Annotated in this window: 19 protein-coding genes; 10 read left to right on the forward strand and 9 right to left on the reverse strand. The window is 70.9% G+C overall.

Going from position 1 to position 23,971, the window contains the following annotated elements; translation table 11 throughout:
* Positions 1-57: 57 nt before the first annotated feature.
* Complete coding sequence (locus HUW46_RS01355) at positions 58-1,575, reverse strand: PucR family transcriptional regulator (protein ID WP_215545518.1); 1,518 nt, start codon at positions 1,573-1,575, stop codon at positions 58-60.
* Between the two features lie 109 nt (positions 1,576-1,684).
* On the opposite strand from HUW46_RS01355, the gene HUW46_RS01360 reads away from it, so the two are divergent.
* From HUW46_RS01360 to HUW46_RS01375, 4 genes are read left to right on the forward strand one after another with little or no spacing between them, the layout of a single operon-like run.
* Positions 1,685-3,133, forward strand: coding sequence for a sodium:solute symporter (locus HUW46_RS01360; RefSeq protein WP_215545519.1), 1,449 nt, complete (start codon positions 1,685-1,687; stop codon positions 3,131-3,133).
* A gap of 20 nt (positions 3,134-3,153) precedes the next feature.
* On the forward strand, positions 3,154-4,125 hold the full coding sequence (gene speB / locus HUW46_RS01365; protein WP_215545520.1) for an agmatinase: 972 nt from the start codon (positions 3,154-3,156) through the stop codon (positions 4,123-4,125).
* A complete protein-coding gene (locus HUW46_RS01370; RefSeq protein ID WP_215545521.1) occupies positions 4,122-5,774 on the forward strand; it encodes a thiamine pyrophosphate-binding protein in 1,653 nt (550 codons plus the stop codon). Before speB ends, HUW46_RS01370 begins: the two co-directional genes overlap by 4 nt.
* A complete protein-coding gene (locus HUW46_RS01375; RefSeq protein WP_254126552.1) occupies positions 5,771-7,174 on the forward strand; it encodes an aminobutyraldehyde dehydrogenase in 1,404 nt (467 codons plus the stop codon). The genes HUW46_RS01370 and HUW46_RS01375 overlap by 4 nt, the downstream gene beginning before the upstream one ends.
* Here the strand turns inward: HUW46_RS01375 and HUW46_RS01380 are convergent.
* The gene (locus tag HUW46_RS01380; RefSeq protein ID WP_215545523.1) at positions 7,158-8,057 is read right to left on the reverse strand and encodes an alpha/beta hydrolase; all 900 of its coding nucleotides are present in this window, start codon (positions 8,055-8,057) and stop codon (positions 7,158-7,160) included. The genes HUW46_RS01375 and HUW46_RS01380 overlap by 17 nt on opposite strands.
* A gap of 230 nt (positions 8,058-8,287) precedes the next feature.
* Here HUW46_RS01380 and HUW46_RS01385 point away from each other — a divergent pair, with 230 nt between their 5' ends.
* Positions 8,288-9,997 (forward strand): AMP-binding protein, encoded by a 1,710-nt coding sequence (locus tag HUW46_RS01385; protein WP_254125693.1) that lies wholly within the window; start codon positions 8,288-8,290, stop codon positions 9,995-9,997.
* A 912-nt stretch (positions 9,998-10,909) separates the two neighbouring features.
* Here the strand turns inward: HUW46_RS01385 and hsaB are convergent.
* From hsaB to HUW46_RS01410, 5 genes are read right to left on the reverse strand one after another with little or no spacing between them, the layout of a single operon-like run.
* Complete coding sequence (hsaB, locus tag HUW46_RS01390; protein ID WP_215545524.1) at positions 10,910-11,464, reverse strand: 3-hydroxy-9,10-secoandrosta-1,3,5(10)-triene-9,17-dione monooxygenase reductase subunit; 555 nt, start codon at positions 11,462-11,464, stop codon at positions 10,910-10,912.
* On the reverse strand, positions 11,461-12,360 hold the full coding sequence (gene hsaC, locus HUW46_RS01395) for an iron-dependent extradiol dioxygenase HsaC (protein WP_215545525.1): 900 nt from the start codon (positions 12,358-12,360) through the stop codon (positions 11,461-11,463). Before hsaC ends, hsaB begins: the two co-directional genes overlap by 4 nt.
* Positions 12,360-13,202 (reverse strand): 4,5:9,10-diseco-3-hydroxy-5,9,17-trioxoandrosta-1(10),2-diene-4-oate hydrolase, encoded by an 843-nt coding sequence (gene hsaD, locus HUW46_RS01400; RefSeq protein WP_215545526.1) that lies wholly within the window; start codon positions 13,200-13,202, stop codon positions 12,360-12,362. The genes hsaC and hsaD overlap by 1 nt, the downstream gene beginning before the upstream one ends.
* Positions 13,202-14,368 (reverse strand): 3-hydroxy-9,10-secoandrosta-1,3,5(10)-triene-9,17-dione monooxygenase oxygenase subunit, encoded by a 1,167-nt coding sequence (hsaA, locus tag HUW46_RS01405; protein ID WP_215545527.1) that lies wholly within the window; start codon positions 14,366-14,368, stop codon positions 13,202-13,204. Before hsaA ends, hsaD begins: the two co-directional genes overlap by 1 nt.
* A gap of 33 nt (positions 14,369-14,401) precedes the next feature.
* Entirely contained in the window at positions 14,402-15,991 is a 1,590-nt protein-coding gene (locus HUW46_RS01410; RefSeq protein WP_215549602.1) for an FAD-binding protein, read from the reverse strand.
* A 140-nt stretch (positions 15,992-16,131) separates the two neighbouring features.
* Here HUW46_RS01410 and kstD point away from each other — a divergent pair, with 140 nt between their 5' ends.
* Genes kstD through HUW46_RS01435 form a run of 5 tightly spaced genes read left to right on the forward strand, consistent with a single transcriptional unit; the run spans position 16,132 to position 21,131 of the window.
* Positions 16,132-17,820: a 3-oxosteroid 1-dehydrogenase gene (gene kstD, locus HUW46_RS01415; RefSeq protein ID WP_215545528.1), complete on the forward strand. Its 1,689-nt coding sequence runs from the start codon at positions 16,132-16,134 to the stop codon at positions 17,818-17,820.
* Entirely contained in the window at positions 17,817-18,974 is a 1,158-nt protein-coding gene (locus tag HUW46_RS01420; protein WP_215545529.1) for a Rieske 2Fe-2S domain-containing protein, read from the forward strand. The genes kstD and HUW46_RS01420 overlap by 4 nt, the downstream gene beginning before the upstream one ends.
* Positions 18,971-19,234 carry a hypothetical protein gene (locus HUW46_RS01425; RefSeq protein WP_215545530.1) on the forward strand — a complete coding sequence of 88 codons (264 nt, stop codon included), beginning with the start codon at positions 18,971-18,973 and terminating at the stop codon, positions 19,232-19,234. Before HUW46_RS01420 ends, HUW46_RS01425 begins: the two co-directional genes overlap by 4 nt.
* The gene (locus HUW46_RS01430; protein ID WP_215545531.1) at positions 19,227-20,255 is read left to right on the forward strand and encodes a ferredoxin--NADP reductase; all 1,029 of its coding nucleotides are present in this window, start codon (positions 19,227-19,229) and stop codon (positions 20,253-20,255) included. The genes HUW46_RS01425 and HUW46_RS01430 overlap by 8 nt, the downstream gene beginning before the upstream one ends.
* Before the next feature lie 9 nt (positions 20,256-20,264).
* Positions 20,265-21,131 (forward strand): MaoC/PaaZ C-terminal domain-containing protein, encoded by an 867-nt coding sequence (locus tag HUW46_RS01435; protein WP_215545532.1) that lies wholly within the window; start codon positions 20,265-20,267, stop codon positions 21,129-21,131.
* Between the two features lie 55 nt (positions 21,132-21,186).
* Here the strand turns inward: HUW46_RS01435 and HUW46_RS01440 are convergent, their stop codons facing one another.
* Both HUW46_RS01440 and HUW46_RS01445 read right to left on the reverse strand, forming a co-directional pair.
* On the reverse strand, positions 21,187-22,290 hold the full coding sequence (locus HUW46_RS01440; RefSeq protein WP_215545533.1) for an NAD(P)H-dependent flavin oxidoreductase: 1,104 nt from the start codon (positions 22,288-22,290) through the stop codon (positions 21,187-21,189).
* 5 nt (positions 22,291-22,295) lie between these two features.
* Positions 22,296-23,906, reverse strand: a complete 1,611-nt coding sequence (locus HUW46_RS01445) for an acyl-CoA synthetase (protein ID WP_215545534.1) — start codon at positions 23,904-23,906, stop codon at positions 22,296-22,298.
* Between the last annotated feature and the right edge of the window lie 65 nt (positions 23,907-23,971).

A 23,971-nucleotide genomic window follows, 5' to 3' on the forward strand; every position in this document is an offset into this window, starting at 1 on the left:
GGTGCCACACGTTCCTGAGAACCAGTTAGGTAACGACCCCTTCGGTGTCAACGCCGGTCAAGAGCTGTCGCGAATGGACACCCAGCGCAGCGCGAACCACAGCTCCATCCGCGTTTCCGGGTCGGCGAGATCGGCGCCGAGCGCGCGTTCGACGAGCCGGATCCGGTGCCGGACGCTGTTGCGGTGCACGCCGAGTTCGGTAGCCGTGCGGTCCCATCCCCCGTGCTGGGCGAGCCAGGTGCGCAGCGTGCGGACCAGATCGGCGTCCCGCTCGCGGTCGAGTTCGAGCACCGGCGCCAGCATGCGGCGCGCGAAGTCCCCGGCGGCGCCCGCGGAAACGACGGCATCGAGCCCCGTCCTCCGTTCGGCGACCACCGGGCGGCCGAGTGCCCGCGCGCGGGCGAGAAGCCCCTCGATCTCGGCGTGGGCGTCGCCGAGGGCGCCCGCCGGACGCGGGGCGCCGACGGCCGTGAGCCACCCGTTCGCGCGAAGGTGGTCGAGCCGTTCGGGTGCCGGTTCCTCGTCCACGATCGCGACGAACCGCGCCTCGGCCACGTCGACGAGCGGGGTGCCGAGATGCGTGCGCAGCCAGTCGTAGCCGCGTTCGACCGCGCCGGGAGCGCGCCGGTGCGGCGTGCCCGCCACGACGCGCCACTCGTCTCCGCGCAGCAGCTCCCCCGCCGCGAGATCCGGTGGCGCCGTCCCGAGCAGGAGCGCGGTGAGCCCGCCGCCGAGCCTCGCGGTGTCCGAGCCCGCCCTGCTCGCGAGCCCGAGCAGGGCGGCACCGACCGCGACGATCGCGCGGTCCGCGCCGCCGAATCGGCTCCGCTTCCCGACCGCGAGCAGCTGCGACGCGGTGGCCTGCGGGTACACCGGCTGCGCCAGTACGACCGCGCCGTCGGCGAGTTCGGTGGTGGCGCTGCGGATGCCGGTGCCCGCGCGCAGCGTGCCGAACAGTTCGGCGACCCCGTCGGGTAGCGGCCGCGGCGCGCGGTGCCCGACGACGGGTTCCCCGCCGTCGCCGACGAGCGCGACCCAGCCGTCGACGCGGGCGGACAAGCTCGCCGCCAGCGCGGCCGTGCCCTCCCAGGCGGCCTTGGTGAGCGCCTCGCGCGCTTCGGTGACCCGCCGCTCTTCCCGCTGGCCCGCCGTGGCGAGCGCGACCGCGACGGCCTTGCTGATCGCCAGGAACGGCGTGCTCGGACGGACCACGAGGAGCGGCAGCCCGTGCCGTACGCAGGCGGCGCGCAGGTCGTCGGGCAGGGTCTCGCGCAACGGCGGCGTGACCCCGAGGCCGAGCGCGGTGATCCCGGCCGCGCGCAGGCCGCGGACGTAGCGGTCGACCTCCGCGGGCTCGGCTGGCAGGTTGACGCCCGCGGTGAGCAGCAGTTCCTGGCCGACGAGGTAGGGCGCCGGATCGCGCAGCTCGCTGACGTGCGCCCAGCGGACGGGCAGTTCGAGCGCGCCTTCTCGCAGGCTCTCGCGGACCACGTCGACCGCGAGGCCGGGGTTGTCGACGACGGCGCGCAGCGGAACGTGCGCCTCGGTGCCGTAAGGCTCGCCGGATGAGGTCATTTCGTCTCGGATCTCGCTCGAATTGGGACGATCTATCCAGAGTACGGGAGGCCCGCCCGCTACCTACGGTGTCCCGAACAGCATTCAGCGCTTCCTGAGGAGGACACCCGTGGCCGGTGACTATGCGGTGATCGCGCTCTACATCGCGGGCATGATCGGCATCGGCTGGTTCGGGCTCCGCCTGGCGAAGACGAAATCCGACTACCTGGTGGCCGGGCGGCGGCTCGGCTGGTTCATGTACTCGGGCACCATGTCGGCCGTCGTCCTCGGCGGCGCCTCCACGGTGGGCGGCGTCAAGCTCGGCTACACCTACGGCATTTCCGGTGCCTGGCTGGTGATCACCATCGGCATCGGGATCCTCGTGCTGCACGCGCTGTTCGCGAGGCGGCTGGTGAAGCTGCGCGTCTACACCGTGGGCGAGATGCTCGACCTGCGCTACGGCGGCTCGACGTCGACGATCTCGGGCGTGGTGATGTGGGGCTACACGCTCATGCTCACGGTCACCTCGACGCTCGCCTTCGCGACGATCTTCAAGGTGCTGTTCGGCGTCCCGTCGGTCGCGGGGATCGCGATCGGCGGCGCGATCGTGGTGCTCTACTCGGTGCTCGGCGGCATGTGGTCGATCACGCTGACCGACATCGCGCAGTTCGTGATCAAGACGATCGGGATCCTGTTCGTCCTGCTGCCGGTGTCGATCGGCGCGGCTGGCGGCTTCGACGGGCTCCGCGCGCGGCTCGACGCGTCGTTCTTCGACTTCACCGCCATCGGCGGCGAAACGATCTTCACCTACGTGCTGGTCTACGGGTTCGGCCTGCTCATCGGGCAGGACATCTGGCAGCGCGTGTTCACCGCGCGCACCCCGGCGGTGGCCACCGGCGGCGGGGTGCTCTCCGGCGCCTACTGCCTCGTGTACGGCGTCGCGGGCGCGCTGATCGGCACCGCGGCGAAGGCGCTCTACCCGTCGCTGGCCAGTGCGCAGGACGCGTTCGCGACGATCGTGGAGGACCTGCTGCCCGCCGGGGTCCGCGGGCTCGTGCTCGCCGCCGCGCTGTCCGCGATGATGTCGACCGCCAGCGGCGCGCTCATCGCCTGCTCCACGGTCAGCACGAGCGATCTGCTCGCGAAGCTGCGCCGGGGCGGGAAACCCGGCGACGGCGCCGAACTCCGCCGCAACCGGTGGACCACACTCGTACTGGGCCTGCTGTCCATCGGGATCGCGATGATCGTCACCGATGTCGTCGCGGCACTCACCGTCGCCTACAACATCCTCGTCGGCGGCCTGCTCGTCGCGATCCTCGGCGCGCTGTTCTGGAAACGCGGCACGCGGGCGGGCGCGCTCGCCTCGATGCTCGTCGGCTCGGTCGTCGTGATCGTCTCGATGGTCACCGCCGGGCTCGACGCCAACGAACCGATCTACTTCGGACTCGGCGCGAGCCTCGTCGCCTACGTCGTCACGAGCCTCGTCACGAAGCGCACACCGCCGGAAGTGCTCGGCGCGTGGACCGCGCGCCTGAGCGGCCGCGAGGACGCGCCCGTCCCGCAGCACACCCATTCCTGAACAACGACAAGGAGTTCCCCGTGAGCAGTCAGAGCCCGATCGGGCCCGTCGACGCGTCGCAGGTGCCCCGGTTCGCCGGGTTCGCGACCTTCGCCCGCCTGCCGAGGGCGGACCAGGCCGGCCGGGCGGACGTGGCCGTGGTCGGCGCCCCGTTCGACACGGGCGTGTCCTACCGCCCCGGCGCCCGGTTCGGCCCGGCCGCGGTGCGCGAGGCGAGCCGCCTGCTTCGGCCCTACCACCCGGAGCTCGACGTGTCCCCGTTCGCGGCCGCGCAGGTGGTCGACGCGGGCGATATCCCGCTCAACCCGTTCAACATCGGCGCGGCGATCGAAACCCTGCAGCACGAGGCCGAAGCGCTCACCGCCGACGGGACCAGCCTGGTCACCGTCGGCGGCGACCACACGATCGCGCTGCCGCTGCTGCGGGCCGCGGCGAAACGACACGGCCCGGTGGCGCTGCTGCACTTCGACGCGCACCTGGACACCTGGGACACCTACGTCGGCGAGCCGTACACCCACGGCACACCGTTCCGGCGCGCGTCCGAAGAGGGAATCCTCGACACGAGCGCGCTTTCGCACGTCGGCACGCGCGGGCCGTTGTACGGCAAGCGGGACCTGGACGAGGACCGCAGGCTCGGCTTCGGGATCGTGACCTCCGGCGACGTCCTTCGCCGCGGCATCGGGGAAACCGTGGACGCGCTGCGCCAGCGCATCGGCGACCGGCCGCTGTACGTCTCCGTCGACATCGACGTGCTCGACCCCGCGCACGCGCCGGGCACCGGCACCCCGGAGGCGGGCGGCATGACCAGCAGGGAGCTGCTGGAGATCCTGCGCGGGCTGCGGGGCTGCAACCTCGTCGGCGCCGACGTGGTCGAACTGGCCCCGGCATACGATCACGCGGAGATCACCGCGATCGCGGCCTCACACGTGGCGTACGACCTGGTGAGCCTGCTGAGCCTGCGGAAGAACGGCGACCAGGGGACGGAACAGTGAGCGGAACCGACCGGATCGGCGGCGACGTCGTCGTGGAGACCCTGCGCGCGCTCGGCGCCAGGACCGTGTTCGGCCTGCCGGGCCAGCACGCGCTCGGGTTGTTCGAGGCGCTGCGGCGCGCGCCCGACATCACGGTGATCGGCGCGCGGGTGGAGAACAACCTGGCGTTCGCCGCCGACGGCCACGCGCGCGCCAGGCTCGACGCCGGTGGCGCGGTGCCGGTGACCCCGATGATCGTCTCGACCGGTCCCGGCGCGCTGCTGACGCTGGCGTCGCTGCAGGAGGCGCACGCGAGTTCGGTGCCGGTGCTGGGGATTTCCAGCCAGATCCCGGTGGCCGGGCTCGGCGGCGGGCGGCACGGGTACCTGCACGAGCTGCCCGACCAGCAGGCCAGCTTCCGCGGCGTGGTGAAGTCGGTGCACACCGCGCGGACCGCGAGCCAGCTCCCGGCCGTGCTGCGGGCGGCGTGGGAATCCGCGGCGACCGCGCCGTACGGGCCGGTGTGGGTGGAGATCCCGCAGAACGTGCTGCTCGAACCGGTGAGCCTGCCGCCGATCACCTCGGTGCCCGCCGCTCCCCCGTCGCTCGCGCCGCTGCCGGAACTGGTCGCGCGGGCGGCGGAACTCCTTGCCACCGCGGAGAATCCGGTCATCCTGGCCGGGGGCGGCGCGGTCCGCTCGGGCGCCGGAGAACCGCTGCGCGCGCTCGCCGAGGCACTGCGCGCGCCGGTGCTGTCCACCTTCGGCGGCAAGGGCGCGTTCGCCTGGGACCACCCGCTCTCCGGCCAGTCCTGGGCCGAGGACTGGCATTCGACCGAGTTCCTCGCCGGTGCCGATGTGCTGCTGGTGCTGGGTTCCGGGCTCGGCGAGCTGTCGAGCAACTACCGCGAGTTCACCCCGCGCGGCCGGATGATCCAGATCGAAGCCGACGCGGGCAAGCTCGAATCCAACTATCCCGCGCTCGGCATCCACGCCGACGTCACCCTCGCGCTCGAAGCGTTGCTGCCGCTCGTGCCCGCGCGCGAGCCGGACGGGCGCGCGGAAGCCGCCGTCGCGGACCTGCTGAAGAAGGTGCGCGCCAGGCTCGACGCGCAGCCGCTCGACCAGGAACGGCGCGTGCTCGCCGACGTCCGCGCCGCGGTGGGAGAGGGCACACCGTCCTTTTGGGACATGACGATCCTCGGCTACTGGGCGTGGTCCGCCTGGAACGCCGACGGTGCGCCGATCCACACGTCGCAGGGCGCGGGCGGGCTCGGCTACGGGTTCCCCGGCGCGCTCGGCGCGGCCGCCACCGGCAGGCGCGCGCTGGCCGTCTCCGGTGACGGCGGCGCGATGTACGGGATCGCGGAACTGGCCACCGCCGTGCAGCACGGGCTCGACGTGACCTGGCTGATCGTCGACGACGGCGGTTACGGCATCCTGCGCGAATATCTCACCGGCGCGTTCGGCCAGTCGACCGCCACCGAACTCGCCCGCCCCGATTTCGTCGCGCTCGCCGGATCCTTCGGGGTGCCCGCGAAACTGTCCAGTGTGGACACCATCGGCGCCGATCTCGCCGAGGCACTGCGCACCCCCGGCCCGAACGTGGTGGTGCTGCCCGCCTTGCTGCGCATGTTCGCCCCGACCCACCTCGACCGCGAGGAGCCCTGATGACGGTACGGAACTTCGTCGACGGGCGGCTCGTGCCCGCCGCGGGCGACCGCACGCTGCCCCTCGTCGACCCGGCCACCGGGGAGACGACCGGTTCGAGTGTCCTGTCCGGACAGTCCGATGTGGACGTCGCGATGGCCGCGGCGGCGCGCGCGTTCGGGGTGTGGCGGCGCACCACCCCGGCCGAGCGCCAGCTCGCGCTGCTGCGGATCGCCGACGCGGTCGAGCGAAGGGCCGGCGAGTTCGCCGACGCCGAGATCGCGGAAACCGGCAAGATCCGGCGCGTGGTGCTCGACGAGGAGATCCCGGAGAGCGTCAGCGCGCTGCGGTTCTTCGCGGGCGCGGCACGTCAGCTCGACGGCACCGCGGCCGGGGAGTACCTGGCGGGGCACACCTCGGTGATCCGCCGCGAGCCGATCGGCGTGTGCGCGCAGATCGCGCCGTGGAACTACCCGCTGATGATGGCCGTGTGGAAGATCGCGCCCGCGCTCGCGGCGGGCAACACGGTGGTGCTCAAACCGGCCGAGACCACGCCCAGCACGGCAGTCCTGCTCGCCGAAGCGGCCGCGGAGTTCCTGCCGGACGGCGCGTTCAACGTGCTGTGCGGAGACCGCGAAACCGGCAGGGCGCTGGTGGCCCACCCGGTCACCGAACTGGTCTCCCTCACCGGCTCGACCAGGGCCGGGATCGACGTGGCCACGGTGGCCGCGGCGGATCTCAAGCGCACCCACCTCGAACTCGGCGGCAACGCGCCGCTGCTGGTCTTCGACGACGCCGACCTGGCCGCCACCGCCGAAGGCATCGTGGGCGCCGCCTTTTACAACGCGGGCCAGGACTGCACCGCGGGCAGCAGGGTGCTGGTGCACGAGTCGGTGCACGCCGAGTTCGTCGCCGCGCTGGCCGCCGCGGCGGCCGCGACCGTGCCCGGTGTCGACTTCGGACCGTTGAACAGCGCGGCCCAGTTCGACCGCGTGCGCGGGCTGTTCGAGCGGCTCCCCGCGCACGCCCGCGTGGAAACCGGCGGTACCCCACACGGGGACCGCGGGTTCTTCTTCGCGCCCACGGTGGTTTCCGGGCTGCGGCCCGACGACGAAATTGTGCGGGAGGAGATCTTCGGCCCGGTGCTCACCGTGCAGTCCTTCGCCGACGAGGGCGAGGCGGTTTCGCTCGCCAACGGCGTGCCGTACGGGCTCGCTTCTTCGGTGTGGACGAAAGACCATTCGCGCGCGGTCAGGGTGTCCGGGCTGCTCGACTTCGGCTGCGTCTGGGTGAACACGCACGGGCCGCTCGTTTCCGAGATGCCGCACGGCGGGTTCGGTCATTCCGGGCACGGGAAGGATCTGTCCGGGTACGCCTTCGCGGAGTACACGCGCGTGAAGCACGTCATGACGGCGTTCTAGCGCGTTCCCAAGCGGTCACCACCGCGTCGCAGATCTCGCCCAGGGCCCGCTCGGTGAGGAAACCGTGGTGACCGCCGGGAAACGAGCGCACCGACGCGTCCGGGGCGGTCGCGGCCAGCGTTTCGGCGAACCGGCGCGAGGTGTCGTGCTCGCCGGTGAACAGGCGCAGCGGCACGGGAACCTCCGACGGTGTGAAGCCCCAGCCCTGGCGGCCCCACAGCGCCAGCAGGTCCTCCGCGGTCGCCGCCGAACCCTGGCGGGCGGCTTCGCGCGCCATCGCCATGAAGATCTCCTGTCCGTCCACAGTGGACCACACCTCGGCGAGGAGCGGCCGGTCGACGGCCGGGAAGTAGCGCAGGACCTTCGCGCGCGCCGCCGGATCGCGCATCCGCTCCGGGTTGGAGATCGCCTTGGTCATGAGCGGGGCGACGGCGCGGCGCACCAGCCACGGCGCGCGCCCGGCCAGCCCGGCGATGACCCGCTGCTGGCGATCGAGCCCCGGTGCGCCCGCGGGCGTGGCGGTGTTGACGAGCACGCCGCCGCGAACGCGCCGCGGCAACGCATACGCGCACGCCATCGCGTGCGCCGCACCGGAAGACCAGCCACCGACGACGAAACCGCCGAGGCCGTACGCGTCCGCCACGGCGGCCACGTCCTCGGCCCAGCCCAGGATGCCGCGCCCCGGATCGGGGGTGGATCTCCCGGTGCCCGGCCGATCCGGGGCCAGCACCCGGACGCCACGGCGGCGGGCAGCGGCGTCGTAGAGGCGGCCCTCCGCGCCCGCGGAGTTCGTGCCGTGGAAGTAGAGCCACGGCACACCTCCGGGATCCCCGAACTCCTCGACGGCGATCGCGCGCCCCGCACCCGTTTCGACCAGTTCCACCACAGCCCCCTATACGTCGTACAGGACGGCCACTATACGCCGTACAGGAGCGTGGTGGGTCGAAGCCGCTCACGATCACGCGGTTCGCGGACGCGATTCGTCGAAGGGGTGTGACAAGTTCAGGGGTTCGGCGTACCGAATCGCGGGGATAATTGCCGCGAGATGTCCAACGTGCGAACATCGCTTTTACTCTTCCACGGCGGGGTGGAACGCTTGGAGGCCCCATGCGCATGAGCGGTTCGAAACGTGGCGCGGCGGTGGGCAAGATCGGTGCCTCCCCGCTGGGCATGTCCGTGCTCGTCACCAACGGGCTGGTGAAGCCGATGAGCCCGGCCAAGCTGCTCCGGATCCGTGACCTGTACCGGAAGTTCGGGCTCACGGTGACCTTCGCGGTGGGCGCGGAGGCGGTCCGCCACCCGGCCAGACCCGCCGTGATCGACGACTTCGGCACGATGACCTACCAGGAGCTCGACGAGTCGTCGACCAGGCTCGCCAACGGGCTCCGCCGCATCTGTCCCGCGCACGGGCTGCTCAAGATCGGCCTGCTCGCCAAGAACCACCGCGCCGCGGTGCAAACCTGCCTCGCCGCCGGGAAACTCGGCGCCGATCTCGTCGTGCTCAACACCGGGCTGGCGGAGAAGCAGATGCGCGCGGTCGTCGAGGAACAGCGCATCGACATCCTCGTGGTGGACGACGATCTCCTGCACGTGCTCGAGGGGTTCCCGCGCTCGATGCCGACCGTGCTGCACCGGCCGGCCGGGTACGAAGCGCCGGACACCGGTGTGCCGCGCCCGCGCACGCTCGACTCCCTGATCCGCCGGTCACCGGCGTCGCCGCTGCCGACGCCTTCGCGCGGCGGGCGGACGATCCTGCTCACCTCCGGCACCACCGGGACCCCGAAGGGCGTGGTGCGGCCGGATCCCGCTGGCCTCGCCCCGATCGCCGAGCTGCTGAACCTGCTCCCGCTGCGGGCCGGTACCACCATGATGCTGGCGTCGCCGTTCTTCCACGTGCTCGGTTTCTCGTTGCTGCAGCTGGCGATGATGCTCGGCGACACCGTCGTGCTGCACCGCGAGTTCGACGCGGCGCGCACCGTCGCGGCGATCGGGCGGCACAACTGCGCCTCCCTCGTCGGCTCGCCGATCATGTTGCGCCGCCTCACCGAGGTCCCGGCCGCCGACCGGGAGCGGATCGACACCGGTTCGCTGCGGATCGCGTTGGCCGGCGGTTCCGCGTTGCCCGGCAAGCTCGTGCCGCGGTTCACCGAAGCGTTCGGACCGGTGCTGTACAACATCTACGGCTCCGCGGAACTGTCCTGGGCGACCGTGGCCACCCCGCGCGATCTCGCCGAGGACGAGAACACCGCGGGCACGCCACCGCGCGGCACCAGGGTCGCGATCCTCGACGCTTCGGGGAAACCGAGCGCGCCGGGTCAGATCGGCCGCATCTTCGTCGGCAACGAAATGCTCTTCGACGGCTACACCCGGCGTGGCGAGGAAAACGAGTACCGCGACGGCGCGCTCTACAGCGGCGATCTCGGCTACCTCGACACCCACGGCAAGCTGTTCGTCTCCGGCAGGGAAGAGGACGTCGTGGTGACCGGCGGCGAGAAGACCTACCCGGTCGAGGTGGAGAACCTGTTGTGCGCCAGGGAAGACATCGCCGAAGCCGCCGTCATCGGCGTCCCCGACGACCACGACGGGCAGCGGCTGTGCGCCTACGTCGTCCCGGAACCCGGTTCCGAGGTGTCCCCGGAGGAAGTCCGCACCTGGGTCGCCGCGAACCTCGCGCGGTTCTCGGTGCCGCGCGACATCGTCATCGTGGACAACCTTCCCCGCAACCCGGCGGGGAAGATCCTCTACCGCGAACTGCGCGCCCGTCCGTCGACTTCCGGTACGAGCCGGTGGCGCGCCTATCAGCGGCTGGCGTCCGGCGGCTGAGCTCATTCGGCGGTGGCCGGTTGCTGCGGGGTGGCTCACAGGGCTCCCGTGTTGGTACTCGGGGTCCCTTCCGGAAAGCGCCCGCTGATGCCCCGAAGGCGGCTTTCGGGGCGTTGGACGCCACTTTTCTCACTCTCGTGAGCGTGTGGCCTTGGTGCCGATGCCCCGAAAAATGCTCCTACAGAGGGGTCGGGTCGTGTATGTCGCCGAAGGCTCCTCTTGGGGCGGTCTGTGTCAGGATCTCGGCCCTCGCGGCGGGCCGCCGCCATCTGCGCGTGTCCCCGAAGGTGGCCTTCGGGGCGGTAGACGCCGCGAATTCGACCCTCGCACCGCACTCCCGCCGCCCGCTCCACCCCGCGGCGGGCCGTCGGGCGCCCCGAAGGCCACCGTCGGGGCAGGCACGTCGTGGTGGTCGAGCGTGCGAGGGGTGGATTCGCGGCGTTGAGCGCCCCGAAGGCCACCTTCGGGACATGCACAGCCCCGTCCGCGCGTGAGCGAGGGCCGAGAAAGTGGCGCTAGAGTCCCCGAAGGTGACCTTCGGGGACCTCCGCCGCCGATCATCGTGCCCCGCACCCGACATCACTGTGACCTTCGGGGCGCTCACGTCCCCGAAAGTCACCTTCAGGGCACTCGAAGGCCCGCCCGGGTGGCAGAAGTTCCTTACGAGGGCCGAGATCGCGGCGTCTAGCGCCCCGAAGGCCACCTTCGGGGACAGACGCCAGAGCCGCCACCTTTCGCGAGGGCCGAGAACGTGACACTAGACGCCCCGAGGGTGGCCTTCGGGGCCCCGGGGAACCCTCCGCAAAACGGCCCGCTGTTGCCCCGAAAGTCACCTTCGGGGCACACGAAGGCCCGCCCCGGCATCAGGCCGGACGACGAAAGCCGCCGCCCGACATGGCGAAGCAACCAGACTCAAACCCAATCGTCCGGCCGAGGCCACGTCAGAAATCCGCCCAACTCACCCTCCACTGGCACCACCGAAGGCTCCGTGACCGTGTACCCGCCCCGGTGAAAGAGCAGCGGCCGCTCGACCGACTCCTCTCCCAACGCCGTGACCCTACCGACCACCACGTAATGGTCCCCCGCCTCGTGCACCGTCTCCAAAGCACAGTCCACCCACGTCAGCGCACCCGCCAGCAATGGAGCACCGGAGGGAGCCGGAGACCACTCCACCGCGGCGAACTTGTCGGCGCCGCGCGCGCCGAACACGGTGCTCAAACCGCGTTGCGAAGCCGAAAGCACGTTCACGGCGAACGCGCCCGCGTCCCGCAACACGGGCCAGGTGCGCGAACTCTTCGCGGGGCAGAACAGCACCAGTGGCGGGTCGAGCGAGAGGGCGGCGAACGACTGGCAGGCGAAGCCGACCGGCGCGCGGCCGTCGTGTCCGGTGACGACGGCGACGCCGGTGCAGAAGTGACCGAGGACGGCGCGGAAGCGCGCCGCCTCGACCTCGGCCGCCACGGTCATCGGCCACCGACCGTGAAGTCGTGGCCCCACAACGAAACCGCGGTGCTTTCGCGCGCGATCCAGCTTTCGTCGTCGACCTGGCGGCCTTCGCAGCCGAACTCGACGTCGAAGCCGCCGGGGGTCTTCATGTAGAACGACAGCATCAGGTCGTTGACGTGCCTGCCGAGCGTGGCCGACATCGGCACCTTCCGGCGCAGCGCGCGGTCGAGGCACAGGCCGACGTCGTCGGTGTTCTCCACCTCGACCATCAGGTGCACGATCCCGCTCGGCGTCGGCATCGGGAGGAACGCGAGGCTGTGGTGCCGCGGGTTGCAGCCGAAGAACCGCAGCCACGCGGGCGGACCGTCTTCCGGCCGCCCGACGAACTGGGGTGGCAGGCGCATCGAGTCCCGCAGCCGGAAACCCAGTACGTCGCGGTAGAAGCGCAGTGCGGACTCGTCGTCGTGTGTGGACAGTACGACGTGCCCGAGGCCCTGCTCGCCGGTGACGAACTTGTGCCCGTAGGGGCTCACCACGCGCCGGTGCCGCAACGCGACGCCGTGGAACACCTCGAGGGTGTTGCCGGACGGGTCGTCGAAGGTCACCAGCTCGTCGACGTGGCGGTCCGCGAGCTGCTCGGCGGTGCCCTCCTTGTACGGAACCTCGTGCGCGGCAAGGCTTTTCCGCACCTCTTCGAGTTCCGCGGCGGTGGCGACCTCCCAGCCCATCTGGGCGAGGCGGTCGGACTCGCCGGGGAAGACCACCAGCCGGGCCGGGAAATCGTCCATGCGCAGGTACAGCGCGTCCGGGTCGGTGCCGTCGCCTTCGATCATGCCCAGCACCTTCAGGCCGTATTCCCGCCACGCCGCCATGTCGGTGGCTTCGATCCGCAGGTACGCCAGCGAACGGATGCCCATCAGTCACCCCCGAGGAAGTCGAGTGCCAGCCGGTTGAACTCGTCGAACTTCTCCAGCTGCGCCCAGTGCCCGCAGCGGCCGAACACGTGCAGTTGCGCGCGCGGAATGGTCTTCAGCGCCAGCAGCGCGCCGTCGAGCGGGTTGACGCGGTCCTCCCTGCCCCACACCAGGAGCACGCGCTGGCGGAGCCGGTGGGCCTCGCGCCAGAGCATGCCTTCTTCGTAGGTTTCGGGCTGGGCGAAGGACTTTCCCATCGACCGCATGGCGGCGAGCGACTCGGCCGTGTTCGCCGCGGCGAACCGTTCGTCGATCAGCTCGTCGGTGACGAGCGACTGGTCGTGGACCATGACGCGCAGGAACGCTTCGAGCTTTTCCCTGCTGGGGCTCATCCCGAACCGCCCGAGGTTCTTCACGCCCTCGGTCGGGTCGGGGGCGAACACGTTGACGCTCAACCCGCCGGGCCCCATCAGCACGAGCCGTCCCGCCCGGTCCGGGTGGTTCAGCGCGAGCCGCACCGCCGCTCCCCCGCCGAGCGAGTTGCCGACGAAGTGCGCGCGCTCGATGCCGAGCGAGTCCATCAGGCCGACGACCGCGTCCGCGCTGTGCCGGAAGTACTGCGGGTGCTCGACCGGCTTGTCCGAGTGCCCGAATCCCGGCTGGTCCACGGCGAGCGTCCGGTAGGACTTCCCGAACACCGGCAGGTTGCGGCCGAAGTTGCTCCACGCGGACGCGCCGGGTCCGCCGCCGTGCAACAGGATCACGGTCTCGTCGTGATCCTCGCCCGCTTCGTGGTAATGAAGCCGGAGGCCGTTTCCCTGGGCGTACTTGGCTTCCGGTGCCATCAGACCATCGCGTTCTCGACGGGGAGCCCGAAGGCGCCGGTGCCGAACATGACGTACGCGCGTTCGGCGTCGTTGGCCGCGTGGACCCGCCCGGCGTGCGCGTCGCGCCAGAACCGCTGGATCGGCGTGCCGTTACGCAGCGCCCTGCCGCCGGAGTTCTCGAAGAGCCGGTCGACCGCGGCGATCGCGCGCTCGGTGCCGCGCACCTGGTCGCGCCGCACGCGAAGCCGGGTGGAGAACGGAAGCTTCTCACCGGCGCACGCGAGCTGGTACAGCTCGTCGATGTTGTGCGTCAGCTGCAGCCACGCGGCGTCGATTTCGCTTGCCGCTTCGGCGATCCTGACCTTCGCGAACGGGTCCTCTTTGGACTGTTCCCCGACGTAGGACGCGCGGACGCGGTCGCGCTGGTAGGCGACGTGGGCGTCGTAGGCGCCCTGTGCCATGCCGATGATCGGCGCGGTGATCGTGCTGGGGTGCACCGAGCCGTAGGGCAGCCGGTAGAGCGGGCCGGGGTTCGCTTCCTGGCCGGGGGTCTTGCACTTCGACGTGGCCAGGAAGCTCAGCGCCCGGTGCCGCGGCACGAACACGTCTTCGACCACGATGTCGTTGCTGCCGGTGCCCCGCAGCCCGACGGTGTCCCAGACGTCTTCGATCGTGTAGTCGGCGATCGGCAGCAGGTAGGTGCAGAAGTCGACCGGTTTGCCGTCGGCGTCGAGCGCGGGCCCGCCGAGCAGCACCCAGCTCGCGTGGTCGCAGCCGGAGGAAAAGCTCCAGTGCCCGGACAACCGGTAGCCGCCGTCGACCACGGTCGCCTTGCCCATCGGCGCGTACGAGGAGGAGATGCGGACGTCGTAGTCGTCGCGCCACACCTCTTCCTGCGCGCGCACGTCGAACAGCGCGACGTGCCACGGGTGCACGCCGAGGATCGACGCCACCCAGCCCGTCGATCCGCACGCGCTCGCGATGAGCTTGACCGCCGTGTAGAAGGTCACCGGGTCCGCTTCGTAGCCGCCGAAGCGCTTGGGCTGCAACAGTTTGAAGAACCCGGCCTCGGTCAGCGCCTTGACGGACTCGTCGGGGATCCGCCTGCCGTCCTCCGCCTCCTGCGCCCGTTCGCGCAGCACCGGGAGAAGCTCCTCGATCGCGCTGATCACCTCGTGGGTCATGCCGTCTCCCTCACTCAGATACCGAACGCAAGACTAGAACACGTTCTCGTTTTTGTCGACGTGACCCTGCTCCCTCGCGCCGTTCAACCCGGCGCGACGGCCAGAAAACACGCAGTCGGCCAGGGAAAGGCCGCTGACGTAAGACCTAGAACAGATTCCCACCGCGGTGCGGCCCGCCGCGTAGAGCCCGCGAATGGGACCGGCGTCGCCGAGCACCGCGCCGGTGTCCTCGTCGACGACGAGTCCCCCGAGCGTCAGCATCGGGCACGGATAACCGAGGCTGGGCTTGATGGAGACGTCGATGAGCGAGTACGGCGGGCGGTCGAGCGCGCGGACGAACTCGTCCGGCTTGCCCATCGGATCCGGCCCACCGGCGCGGTACGCCTCGACCGTCGCGACCAGGCCCGCCGGGTCGACGCCCGCCTCGCGCGCGACCTCTTCGAGGGTGCCGCCGGTGACGCGGCCGCGACGCAACAGGTACAGCGCTTGGAGCCACTGGAACCACTGGCTCTGCCCGCGTACGGAACGCCGGGCCTCGCGCACGAGCGTGTCGTCGACGAGCAGCCAGCCCTTGCCGCCGTGCGCGGCGATCATGCGCTCGCCGGTCGCGGCGCCGTACCGCGACTCGTCGATGATGCGCTCGCCCGCCGCGTCGACGAGGACGCCGCCGAGGAAAGCGCTCGGCGGGACCAGGAACCGCCACGCGGAGATCCGGTTCAGCCCACCCGTGCGCCCGCCCGCCGAGGTGCCGAGCCGGATACCGCTGCCGTCGTCGCCCGCCGTGCCGAGCGCGAGCCCGCCCCGGTACGCGGGCGCGTGTTCGCGCACCAGTTCGCGGTTCGCGATGAACCCGCCCGCGGCGAGCACCACCGCGCGCCGCGCGCCGACGGTCACCTCGCGGGCGTGCTTCCGCTCGATCCGGTCGACCCTGCGGTCCAGTGCCTTCCGGATCATCGGCACGTAGATCCCGGGTTTCGCGGACCACTTGCCGTAGAGCCGATGGCGCTTGCGCGCCAGGAACGACGCGTCCCGGAGCGTGCGGACCTCGACCCCGCGCACGGCGCCCGAGTCGTCGATGACCAGGGAGGTCGCGGCGGTGCCCGGCAGCACGCGCACCTTCCGCCGCCGCACCGCCTCGGCGAGGCGGCCGAACAGGATCTTGCCCGAGGTGCCGCGCCCCTTCGCCCGATGTCCGCGCGGGGCGGGTTGGGCGGCGTCGCGGAACCCGCCCGCGGCCTCGCTGCCCGAGTAGTACAGGTAGTGGTCGTCACTGGGGTACGACGTCTTGTAAGGGCAAAGGCTGCCTTCGAACGGCACGCCGTTGCGCTCCAGCCACGTGATCATCTCGCGGCTGCCCTCGCAGAAGGCGCGCAGCGTCCGCTCGGAGACCACGTCGCCGACTTCGAGCCGCAGGTAGTCGTACATCGCTTCGGCCGTGTCCGGCACGCCCGCGTCGCGCTGCTGGGCGGTGCCGCCGCCCGCGTAGACGACGCCACCGCTCACCGCGCTCGCCCCGCCACCGGTGAACCGGTCGAGGACCAGCACGTCGGCACCGGCGTCGGCGGCTTCGATCGCGGCGCACGCGCCCGCCGCGCCGAACCCGACGATGACCACGTCCGCCATCAAGTCCGTCTCACCACTGTTTGTCACAACCCAGTACCCTAGAACTGAAACACGTTCTCGTCTATGGTGACGACTGAGCCAGGGAGCTGGCCTTGAGCCATCTGGAACGCGTTACAGGTTCTCGATGACCGGAGGTAGGAGTGACCGACGAATTCGACGTCGTGGTCGTCGGCAGCGGCGCGGCGGGCATGACCGCCGCGCTCGCCGCGGCGGAGCACGGGCTGAGCGTGGTCGTGGTCGAGAAGGCGGCCCGCTTCGGCGGCTCCACGGCGCGCTCCGGCGGCGGCGTCTGGATCCCCGGCAACGAGGCGTTGCGCGCGGCCGGTATCGACGAGCCGCCCGAACGGGCCGAGGAGTACCTGCGAGCGATCGTCGGCGACCTCGCGCCGCCTGAGCGGCGAGCCGCCTTCCTCGACCGCGGGCCAGAGGTCGTGGAGTTCGTGCACCGGCGCACGCCGCTGCGGCTGCGCTGGGTCCGCGACTACGCCGACTACCACCCCGAAGCACCCGGCGGGCGCGTCGGCGGCCGGTCGGTCGAGCCGAGGCCGCTGGACGCCCGCGTGCTCGGCGACGAGCTGGCGAACCTCGAACCGCCGTACAGCGCCCCGCCGCTCGGCGTGCCGATCACGCAGGCGGACTACCGGTGGCTCAGCCTCATCGGCAGGCACCCGCGCGGCGTGCGCACGCTGTTCTCGCTCGGCGCCCGCTGGCTGCTCGGGCGCGCGGCGGGGCGCCGTGAGCTGACCATGGGCCAGGCACTCGCCGCCGGGCTGCGGGCCGGGCTCGCCCGTGCCGGGGTGCCGGTGCTGCTCAACACGCCGATGACCGGGCTGCACGTCAGCGGCGGGGTCGTCGACGGCATCGACACCGATGACGGCTTCCTGAGCGCGCGCAAGGGCGTGATCATCGCCTCGGGCGGTTTCGAGCACAACGAAGAGATGCGCCGGAAGTACCAGCGCGCGCCGATCGGCACCGAGTGGACCGTCGGCGCGAAGGCCAACACGGGTGACGGAATCACCGCGGGGCTTGCCCTCGGCGCCGCGCACGACCTGATGGACGACGCGTGGTGGGGCCCGACGCTCCCGCTGACCGGCGGCCCGTGGTTCGCGCTGGCGGAGCGGTCGCGGCCGGGCTGCCTGCTGGTCAACGCGCGCGGCGAGCGCTTCGTCAACGAGTCCGCGCCCTACGTCGAGGCCGTGCACGCGATGTACGGCGACGGTGACGGGCCCGGCGAGAACATCCCGACCTGGCTCGTGTTCGACCAGCGCTACCGCGACCGGTACATGTTCACCGGGCTCGGGCCGCGCCAGCCGCTGCCGGGGCGCTGGTACAAGGCGGGCATCGCGGCGAAGGCGGGCACGCTGGCCAAGCTCGCCGAACGCACCGGCCTGCCCGGCGACGCGCTCGAAGCCACCGTCGGCCGGTTCAACGGGTTCGCGCGCGCCGGGGTCGACGAGGACTTCCACCGCGGCCGCAGCGCCTACGACCACTACTACGGCGATCCGCGCAACCGCCCGAACCCGAGCCTCGGCGCGCTGGAGAAGCCGCCGTTCTACGCGGTGAAGATCGTGCCGGGCGATCTCGGCACCAAGGGCGGGCTGCGCACCGACGAGCACGCGCGCGTGCTGCGGGAAGACGGCTCGCCGATCGAAGGGCTCTACGCGGCGGGCAACGCGAGCGCCGCGGTCATGGGGCGCACCTACGCCGGGCCCGGCGCGACGATCGGCCCGGCGATGGTCTTCGGGTACCTCGCGGCCGAACACCTTGCGGCCGCGGACGAGTCGACCAAGAATCAGGGTAGGCAAGATCCTCCGGGAGGCAGGCGATGACGCAGGCAGGACCCGACGCGGTGCGCACGATCGACGCGGGCGCGCCGCCGGCGCGGTTCGCGCGGGGCTGGCACTGCCTCGGCCTCGCGGACGGTTTCCGCGACGGAAAACCGCACGCCATCACCGCGTTCGGCACCAAGCTCGTGGTGTTCGCGGACTCGCACGGCAAGCTCAACGTCCTCGACGGCTACTGCCGCCACATGGGCGGCGATCTCACCCAGGGCACCGTCAAGGGCGACGAGGTCGCCTGCCCGTTCCACGACTGGCGGTGGAACGGCAAGGGCAAGTGCGCCTCGATCCCTTACGCCAAAAGGGTTCCGCTGCGGGCGAGGACCAAGGCGTGGCTGTCGATGGAGGAGAACAAGCAGCTGTTCGTCTGGAACGACCCCGAGGGCAACCCGCCACCGGACGACGTGGTGATCCCCCGCATCGACGGCGTGTTCACCGGCGACTGGAGCAACTGGACCTGGGACTCGGTGCTCATCGAGGGGTCACACTGCCGCGAGATCGTGGACAACATGGTCGACATGGCGCACTTCTTCTACATCCACTACGCCTTCCCGACCTACTTCAAGAACATCTTCGAGGGCCACATCGCCACGCAGTACCTGAACACCAAGGGCCGCCCCGACATGGGCATGGCGTCGAACTACGGCGGCGAGGAGAACCTGCTGCGCTCGGAGGCCTCCTACTTCGGCCCGTCGTACATGATCAACACGCTGCTCAACACCTACAAGGGCTTCGAGATCGAGAACGTGCTGATCAACTGCCACTACCCGGTCACGGAGAACTCGTTCATGCTGCAGTGGGGCGTGAGCGTGAAGAAGCTGCCCGGCGTGTCCGACGAGCAGGCCGACAAGATCGCGGGCAAGTTCGCCAAGAGCATCGGCGTCGGTTTCCTGCAGGACGTGGAGATCTGGCGGAACAAGACCAAGATCGACAACCCGCTGCTGTGCGAAGAGGACGGTCCGGTGTACCAGCTGCGCCGCTGGTACGAACAGTTCTATGTGGACGCCGCGGACGTCACCGAGGACATGACGCAGCGGTTCGAGTTCGAAGTGGACACCACGCGCGCGAACGAGGTCTGGTCCGCCGAGGTCGCCGAAAACCTGCGCCTGCGGGCCGAAGCGGCACCCGAAGTGTCCGCGCCATGACGGCCGAGCGCGACGAGTTCCTCACCGGCGGGATGCGCCCGCACGCGTGCCGGAGGTGCGGGACCAAGGTGCTGGTGAAGAAGAACAGCGAGAAGCACACCAGCATCCAGTGGACCACCGACGCGGCGAGCAGCTGCCCGGTGTTCGCCGAGCGGGTCGCCGGGGGCGCCACCTCGGCGCTGCTGGACACCTGCGAACACCTCGGCGACAGCATCGCGCACGCGGTTTCCGACGGCGCGCTGGCGGTCGCGGATGGCTGAGGCGCACACCCTGACCGTCGCCGAGATCGTGCACGAGACCGCCGACGCGTGTTCGGTGGTGTTCTCGGTGCCGCCGGAATCCGCCGAGGCGTTCCGGTACTCCCCCGGCCAGTTCCTGACCCTGCGGGTGCCCAGTGACCGGACCGGCTCGGTCGCGCGCTGCTACTCGCTGTCGAGCGCGCCGCACGAGGGCCGGGTCCAGGTCACCGTCAAGCGCACCGCGGACGGGTACGGGTCGAACTGGATCTGCGACCACCTCCGCGCCGGGAGCAAGGTCGAGGTGCTGCCGCCCGCCGGCGTGTTCACCCCGTCCTCGTTCGACGAGGACCTGCTCCTGCTCGCGGGTGGCAGCGGGATCACGCCGGTGATGTCGATCCTCAAGACCGCGCTCGAGAAGGGCACCGGTCAGGTCGTGCTGGTGTACGCGAACCGCGGCCAGGACTCGGTGATCTTCGCCGACGAACTGGCCTCGCTCGCCGCCAGGCACCCGGACCGGCTCGTGGTGGTCCACTGGCTCGAAACGGTGCAGGGCATCCCGAGCGTGGCACAGCTCGGCGCGCTATTGCGCCCGCACGCCGGGCGCGAAGCGTTCCTGTGCGGACCAGCGCCGTTCATGACGGCAGCGAAGCAGGCGCTCACCGAACTCGGCGCGCCGCGCAAGCGCGTCCACTTGGAACGGTTCGTGTCCCTCGGCGGCAACCCGTTCGAAGTGGCCTCCGCCGCCGCACCGTCTACAGAGGACACCGGATCGGCCGGGCTCACCGTCGAACTGGACGGCGACACCCACTCGCTCGACTGGCCGCGCCAGCGCAAGCTGCTGGACTTCCTGCTGGACTCCGGGATCGACGCGCCGTTCTCGTGCCGGGAAGGCCAGTGCAGCGCGTGCGCCTGCCGGATCACCTCCGGCGAGGTGAAGATGCTCAACAACGAGGTACTGGACTCCGAGGACCTCGCCGACGGGATCGTGCTGGCGTGCCAGTCGCTCCCGCTGACCGACGAGGTCTCCGTAACCTATGAATGAGGTCGCCTGATGCCCATCGACCCCGCCGTCGCGATCGGCGCCGACCTCGGCGAGGTCACGTTCGCCTGGACCGCGTCCGACGTGCTGCTGTACCACCTCGCGCTCGGCGCCGGTGCCGATCCGGCGGACGAGGCCGAACTGCGCTACGCCTACGAACGCGATCTCCAGGTGCTGCCCACGTTCGCGACCGTCGCGGCGAACCTGCGAGTCTTCGAACCGCCCGCGGTGTCGTTCCCCGGTGTGGAGGTCGATCTCGCGAAGGTGCTGCACGGCAAGCAGGAGGTGCTCGCGCACCGGCCGCTCCCGGTCGAGGGCAAGGCGGTGGCGCGCTCGCGGATCGCGGACGTGTTCGACAAGGGCAAGGCCGCGGTGATCGTGCAGGAGACCGAGGTCGCCGACACCGAGGGCACTCCACTGTGGACGGCCAGGTCGACGATCTTCGCCAGGGGCGAAGGCGGTTTCGGCGGTGAGCGCGGGCCTTCGGACCGGCGCGAGCCGCCTTCGCGCGAGCCGGATCTCGTCGTCGACACGCCGACACTTCCGCAGCAGGCGCTGCTGTACCGGCTCTGCGGCGACCGCAACCCGCTGCACGCCGATCCGGAGTTCGCCCGCGCCGCCGGGTTCGACGCGCCGATCCTGCACGGACTCTGCACCTACGGCATGGTCGCCAAGACCGTCGTGGGCGCGGTGCTCGGCGGGAACACCGCGCTGGCTGGCGGATTCGCCGCGAAGTTCGCCGGGGTCGTGTTCCCCGGCGAAACCCTGCGCACCCGCATCTGGCGCGACGGCGACACCGTGACCTCGACGACCACCTGCCCCCACCGGGACGACGCGCCCGTGCTGACCGACGCGGTGCTCACCATCGCGCAGCCGTAGGACGACAAAAGGAGGGGGCGGCCGCTTTCCAAGCGGCCGCCCCCTTTCTTCTTGCTCAGGCTCTGTTGAGCCGCGCCACGGTCTCGCCGTACTCCCGGACCAGATCGCCGAGCACGTCGGCCACCGGCCGCACGCGGTCCACCCTGCCCACGATCTGCCCAACCGGCATCGACACCACCGACGGGTCCTCCGCCGCGTGGATCCGGTTGTGCGCGTGGGAAACGAGCAGGTTCTGCAACGGCATCGGCAGCGGTTCCGGCGCGTCCGGCGCAGCCCACGCCTCGGTCCAGCGGGTCTTGAGCAGGCGCGCGGGCTTGCCGGTGTAGATCCGGGTGCGCACGGTGTCCGAAGAGGACGCGTCGACGAGTGCGCGCTGCATCGCGACGGATCCGCTCATGGTCTGCAGGTACTCCTCGGTGGCGAGCCAGAAGGAGCCCATCCACACCCCGGAGGCGCCGAGCGCGAGCGCCGCGGCGGCCTGGCGTCCCGAGCCGATCCCACCCGCGGCGAGCACCGGCGCGCGATCGCCGACGGCGTCCACGATCTCCGGCACGAGCACCATCGAGGCGATCTCCCCGGTGTGCCCGCCCGCTTCATACCCTTGTGCCACCACGAAATCGACGCCGTTGTCGACGTGGCGCACCGCGTGCTCGGCCTTCCCGGCGAGCGCCGCGACCGGCACCCCCCGCCCGTGCGCCTGCTCGATCACGTCGACCGGCGGCGAGCCGAGCGCGTTCGCGATGAGCTTGATCGGGTGCTTGAGCGCGACCTCCACATGCGACCGCGCGACCGAGTGCAGCCAGCCGAGCACGCCTTCGCGCTCGTCGGTCTCGTCCGGCAGCGGCGGCACGCCGAGCTCGGTGAGTGTCTTGTCCACAAAGGACCGGTGGGTGTCCGGGATGAGCTTGGTCAGGTCCATCGAGGACCCCTCTTCGGGGATCTTCGACGGCATCACGATGTCCACACCGTACGGTTTCCCGCCGGTGTTCTCGTCCATCCAGCCGAGCACCGCGTCCAGTTCGGCCGCGTCGTTGAACCGGACGCAGCCGAGCACGCCGAGCCCGCCCGCCCTGCTGATCGCGGCCGCGACGTGCTCGGACGGGGTGAACCCGCACACCGGGTACTCGACGCCGAGCGTGTCGCACAGGGAGGTCCGCATGCCCATCACCGTTCCGCCGAGGGCGCGTGCGCGGCCGCGTAGTCGCTCGCCCACCGGTAGTCCGGTTTCCCGCTCGGCGACCGCCCGATCTCCTCGGCGAGCCAGATCGTGCGCGGCACCTTGTACCCGGCGACCTCGGTGCGCACGTGCGCTTCGAGCGCGTCGAAGTCCGGCCGCTCCCCGTTCCTGGTCTGGACCACGGCGGCGACCCGCTGGCCGAGCCGGTCGTCCGGCACCCCGATCACGAGTGCGTCGAACACGTCCGGATGGGATTTGAGCGCGCCCTCGACCTCTTCGGGGTACACCTTCTCGCCCCCGGTGTTGACGCACTGCGACCCGCGGCCGAGCAGCGTGACGGTGCCGTCTTCCTCGTAGCGCGCGTAATCGCCCGGCACCACGTACCGCACGCCCCCGATCTCGACGAAGATCGTCTCGGTCTTCGCGGGATCGTTGTAGTAGCCCAGCGGCACGTGCCCGCGCCTGCCGATCAGGCCGACCGCGCCGGGCTCCTTCGCGATCTCGGCACCGTTCTCGTCGATCAGGATCGCGTCCTGCCCGAAGTTCACCCTGGGGCCCGCCGTGTGGTCGGCGTCCTTGCTGACCATGCCGATCCCGGTGAACCCGCTCTCCGAGGAGCCGATCGCGTCGGTGATCACCACGTTCGGCAGCTCGTCGAGGAACTGCTGCTTGACGCTGTGGGAGAACAACGCGGCGTGGCTCGACACGGCGGCGAGCGAGGACGCGTCGTAGTCGCCTTCGCGGTAGGCCTCGATCAGCGGGCGGGCCATCGCGTCGCCGACGATCGTGAGCACCTGGACCTTGTTGTCCTGCACCGCTTTCCAGATCTCGTGCGCGTCGAACCTCGGCACGAACACCACCGGGCTGCCGGTGAACAGCGCGCCGAACGCCGCCCACTGCGCGGCACCGTGGATCATCGGCGCGGCGGGGAGCCGGACGAGGCTGCCCTGCTTGCCCTGTTCCGCGAGCGTCCACTCGTCCGGCACGTACTCGCCGGTGATGAAGTTGATGCCGCCGCCGAGCGCGCGCCAGATGTCCTCGTGGCGCCACAGCACGCCCTTGGGGTATCCGGTGGTGCCGCCGGTGTAGAGGATGTACAGGTCGTCGGCGCTGCGCTCGCCGAAGTCGCGCGCCGGCGAGCTTTCCGCGAGCGCGGTTTCGTACGCCACGCCGCCGTAGGCGGTGAAGTCGCGGTCGCTGCCATCCTCCACGACAAGAACGTGTTTCAGTTTCGGACTGTCCGGCAGCACGGCCGCGACCTTGTCCGAGTACTCGCGCTCGTGCACCAGCGCCACCAGGTCGGCGTTGGTGAACAGGTACTTCAGCTCACCGTGCACGTAGCGGTAGTTGACGTTGACGGCGATCGCCCGCAGCTTGTACGCCGCGAACATCGCCTCCAGTGTTTCGATCGAGTTGCGCGAGTACACGCCGACGTGGGAGCCGGCCCGCACCCCCTGCGCGGCGAGGTGGTGCGCCAGCCGGTTTGCCCGCTCGTCGAGTTCGGCGAACGTGACGCTGCGATCGCCGCAGACGACCGCGATCCGGTCCGGCACGGCGTCGACGGCGTGCTCGAGGAGATCCGCGATGTTGAGTGCCACTCAGCCAAAGTAGAACATGTTATCGTTGCGGGCAATAGGCTTCCCCGACCGTGGAGGTGCGCAGG

The sequence above is a fragment of the Amycolatopsis sp. CA-230715 genome (genome assembly GCF_018736145.1).
GTDB lineage: Bacteria > Actinomycetota > Actinomycetes > Mycobacteriales > Pseudonocardiaceae > Amycolatopsis.

Coding starts and splice junctions, on each gene's coding strand:
- HUW46_RS01355 (WP_215545518.1), bottom strand. CDS start 1,575: ATGACCTCATCCGGCGAGCCTTACGGCACCGAGGCGCACGTTCCGCTG.
- HUW46_RS01385 (WP_254125693.1), top strand. CDS start 8,288: ATGAGCGGTTCGAAACGTGGCGCGGCGGTGGGCAAGATCGGTGCCTCC.
- hsaB (WP_215545524.1), bottom strand. CDS start 11,464: ATGACCGTGGCGGCCGAGGTCGAGGCGGCGCGCTTCCGCGCCGTCCTC.
- hsaC (WP_215545525.1), bottom strand. CDS start 12,360: ATGGGCATCCGTTCGCTGGCGTACCTGCGGATCGAAGCCACCGACATG.
- hsaD (WP_215545526.1), bottom strand. CDS start 13,202: ATGGCACCGGAAGCCAAGTACGCCCAGGGAAACGGCCTCCGGCTTCAT.
- hsaA (WP_215545527.1), bottom strand. CDS start 14,368: ATGACCCACGAGGTGATCAGCGCGATCGAGGAGCTTCTCCCGGTGCTG.
- HUW46_RS01410 (WP_215549602.1), bottom strand. CDS start 15,991: ATGGCGGACGTGGTCATCGTCGGGTTCGGCGCGGCGGGCGCGTGCGCC.
- HUW46_RS01420 (WP_215545529.1), top strand. CDS start 17,817: ATGACGCAGGCAGGACCCGACGCGGTGCGCACGATCGACGCGGGCGCG.
- HUW46_RS01425 (WP_215545530.1), top strand. CDS start 18,971: ATGACGGCCGAGCGCGACGAGTTCCTCACCGGCGGGATGCGCCCGCAC.
- HUW46_RS01430 (WP_215545531.1), top strand. CDS start 19,227: ATGGCTGAGGCGCACACCCTGACCGTCGCCGAGATCGTGCACGAGACC.
- HUW46_RS01435 (WP_215545532.1), top strand. CDS start 20,265: ATGCCCATCGACCCCGCCGTCGCGATCGGCGCCGACCTCGGCGAGGTC.
- HUW46_RS01440 (WP_215545533.1), bottom strand. CDS start 22,290: ATGCGGACCTCCCTGTGCGACACGCTCGGCGTCGAGTACCCGGTGTGC.